We start from the raw sequence: 3,160 nt of genomic DNA on the forward strand, positions 1-3,160 counted from the left end.
AAGAGTTCTCCAAGGGGGGACCCGGAGCGGTGAGGACGACGAGGGAGTCTATCGTCTGTCCATCTACCCAGCGGGGCCTGCCCGCGCGAGCCGCGTGCTGGTCAGTTGGCTGACCCGGGCCGGGTTCACAGTGCTGGAGGCCGAGAACGGTGCCGAGGCGTTGGCTCGGGTCGAGGTGGACCGGATCGACCTGGTGGTCCTCGACGTCCGGTTGCCCGACCTGAGCGGCTACGAGGTCTGCGAACAGATCAAGGCCCGGCACCCGGCGATGCCGGTGATCCACGTGTCGGCGCACGCCGTGGACGTGGCCGACCGCGCCCAGGGGCTGACCCGGGGCGCTGACGCGTACCTGACCGAGCCGATCGAGCCCGAGGAGCTGATCGCCACCACCCGGGCGGTGCTGCGCTACTACCAGGCGCGGCAGCGCGCCGAACTGCTCGCTGAGCGGCTGCTCGGGTTGGCCGACACGACAGTCGCGGTGCACGCCGCGCCGACCTTCGCGCGCCTGCTGGAGGCCGCTGCCGAGGGTGCCGCCCAGATCTTCAAGAGCCCGGCCGCGGTGATCGCCGAAACCTTCGACGGCGACTGCCTCGCGGGCGTCTGCGCCGGTCCCGGCGCGCTGGCCACCGTGGTGCCGTGGGTCGTCGACGACACCGGGGTGCCCACTGGCGCCACGGTCCGGGTGGAGGCCCCGGCGAACTGGGCGCTCGTCGACTGGCCGGCGGACGACACGGTGACAGTCGCCGCCGCCCGGCTACGCGAGGACCGGGCCCCGCTGTACGTGGTGGTCCCGACCGCCACCCAGACCGCGCGGACGCCGGTGCTCAAGCAGCTGGCTCAGGCTGTGGCGGCGGCCGTGGAGGGGCAGCGTTCGTTCGATGAGGAGCACCGGATCGCGGTCACCCTCCAACGCAGTCTGCTCCCGCGCGGGCTGCCCACAGTGGCCGGCCTGGACCTCGCGGTGCGCTACGAGCCGGCCACCGCGCAGACCGAGGTGGGCGGCGACTTCTACGAGCTGGTGATGCTCGACGGGCACCTGCTGCTGGCGATCGGGGACGTCGCCGGCCACTCGCTGCACGCGGCGACAGTGATGGCCGAGCTGCGGCACGCGGTGCGGGCGTACGCGGTCGAGGGCCACCAACCCGGCGAGATCCTGCACCGCGTCAACGAGCTGATGCGGACGCTGCTGCCGAACGAGATCGCCACGCTCTGTGTCCTGCTGCTGCATCCACCGACCGGACGGGTCCGGCTGGCCAGCGCAGGGCACCTTCCGCCGCTGATGATCATGGACGGCAAGGTCGAGTTCATCCAGCATTCCGCGCCGCTGCTCGGCGTCCGCGCCCCGCGCCCGGCCGACCTGGAATTCGTGGTGCCGGCCGGAGCCACGCTGGTCTTCTACACCGACGGGCTGATCGAGCGACGGGACGCCACCATCGACGAAGGGCTGGCCGCGCTGGCCGCGAGCGCAGCGACCGTCGACGGTAACCTCGACCACTTCTGCGCCCGGCTGCTGGCGGAGTTGGCCCCACCGGAGATCCAGGACGACGTCGCCGTGGTCGTCCTGCGTCGTCGCTGATCTGCGGCTCTCTCAGCTCTGGCAGCTTCCGGCTCTCAGCGCACCGAGCGGGCGTACGCGGCGGGGGACACCCCGGCCACGGCGGTGAAGTCACGGACCAGATGGGCCTGGTCGCTGTAGCCGAGGTCGGCGGCGAGATCGGCCCAGCTCAACGGGCCACCGGTGGCCTGTTCGACCGCCTCCTGGAGGCGGTAGCGGCGGATCACCCACTTCGGCCCGACCCCCACGTACTCGATGAACAGCCGCTGCAACCGGCGGACCGGAACGTCGTGCCGCGCGGCGAAGTCGTCGACGCGCAGCACCGTGCGGTCGGTACGGATCGCCTCGGCCATTCGGACGGCCTCCTCGGCCAGCGGGTCCGGCTCCGGCTGCCAGGCGGTGAGGAGGGTGTCCAGCGCCCGGCAGCGCTCGTCGTCGCTGGCCGCCGAGGTGAGGGAGGCGCCCACGCCCGCCGGGACGTCCGGGTGGGTCAACCGGCCGAAGGGCAGCGGCTCCCTACGGCCGGTCAGTTCACTGACTGACTGCCGCCAGAACGGGTGGAAGCCGCCGGGGCGGAACTGCACCCCGGACACCCGGCCGGTGCCGTTGAGCGTGATCCGGAACAGGTCGCGGCCCACCCCGGCCACCTCGCCGGACTCGGGCCCGTCGTCGTCCCGTCGGAACACCACGTTCACCGCCGGGTGCGGCACGACCCGTTGCTCGAACGGCGCGCTCAACGCCCAGTCGATCAACCAGTAGTGCTCGACCCACTGGCGCAGCGACTCCGCCGGCAGGTGTCGGCGGAAGCGCATCTCGCGCAGCAGGCGTCCGGGGTCGAGAATTCCCCGGCTGTCGCCACGCGGTCGCTGTCGCATTTGTTCAAGACCACCCTCATACGCTGGCCGTATGTCCACTCAGACTAGCGAGCTGCTGGCGGCCGCCGCGCCGCGAACCGTCGATGTCGTACGGGGTGTCTCCGACGACCAACTGGACCTGCCCACCCCGTGCAGCGACTATCTGGTCCGTGATCTGCTCAACCACCTCTTCCAGGTGGTGGTCAACTTTCAGGGCCTGGCCGAGAAGCGACAGGTGGAGTGGGCCGAGAAGCCCGATCACCTGGGCGACGGCTGGCGGGACCGCTTCGAGGCGGAGACCGACCGATTGGTGACCGCCTGGTCGGATCCGTCCACTTTGGAGGGCGTGTCGCCGGGCATGGGCATGCCGCAACCCGTCATCGGCGGCATGGCACTGCTGGACCTGACAGTGCACGGTTGGGATCTCGCGGTCGCCACCGGCCAGCCGTACCAGCCAGCCCCGGAGGCGGTGGCCGAGCTGCACGCGCTGGTGGAGCGGTTGGGCCCCACCGCCCGCAAGATGGGCGTCTTCGCCGACCCACCCGTTACCCCGACCCCCGGCCCAACCCCCGACCTGGCACCCAACCTGGCCCACCTCCTGACCCAGACCGGCCGCACCCCCACCTGGCCCCGAACCCCCTAACCCCCCGGGGTACGCCCTTCTCTCGTTGATCATGAAGTTATTGCCCTCGATCTCGGCGTGTCGGCGCAATAACTTCATGATCAACGGGGTGGGGGGTGGGGGGTGGGG

The 3,160-nt window shown here is 71.3% G+C and carries 3 protein-coding genes; 2 read left to right on the top strand and 1 reads right to left on the bottom strand.

Annotation, left to right across the window (positions count from 1 at the left end):
• Positions 1-94: 94 nt before the first annotated feature.
• Positions 95-1,576, top strand: coding sequence for a SpoIIE family protein phosphatase (locus ABZ749_RS32585; protein ID WP_357234641.1), 1,482 nt, complete (start codon positions 95-97; stop codon positions 1,574-1,576).
• A 35-nt stretch (positions 1,577-1,611) separates the two neighbouring features.
• Here the strand turns inward: ABZ749_RS32585 and ABZ749_RS32590 are convergent, their stop codons facing one another.
• Positions 1,612-2,430, bottom strand: coding sequence for an AraC family transcriptional regulator (locus ABZ749_RS32590; RefSeq protein ID WP_357234644.1), 819 nt, complete (start codon positions 2,428-2,430; stop codon positions 1,612-1,614).
• 31 nt (positions 2,431-2,461) lie between these two features.
• On the opposite strand from ABZ749_RS32590, the gene ABZ749_RS32595 reads away from it, so the two are divergent.
• Positions 2,462-3,052: a TIGR03086 family metal-binding protein gene (locus ABZ749_RS32595; RefSeq protein WP_357234647.1), complete on the top strand. Its 591-nt coding sequence runs from the start codon at positions 2,462-2,464 to the stop codon at positions 3,050-3,052.
• The last annotated feature ends 108 nt before the right edge of the window (positions 3,053-3,160 follow it).

Source organism: Micromonospora sp. NPDC047753 (assembly GCF_040642735.1).
Lineage (GTDB): Bacteria > Actinomycetota > Actinomycetes > Mycobacteriales > Micromonosporaceae > Micromonospora.

Coding starts and splice junctions, on each gene's coding strand:
- ABZ749_RS32590 (WP_357234644.1), bottom strand. CDS start 2,430: ATGCGACAGCGACCGCGTGGCGACAGCCGGGGAATTCTCGACCCCGGA.
- ABZ749_RS32595 (WP_357234647.1), top strand. CDS start 2,462: ATGTCCACTCAGACTAGCGAGCTGCTGGCGGCCGCCGCGCCGCGAACC.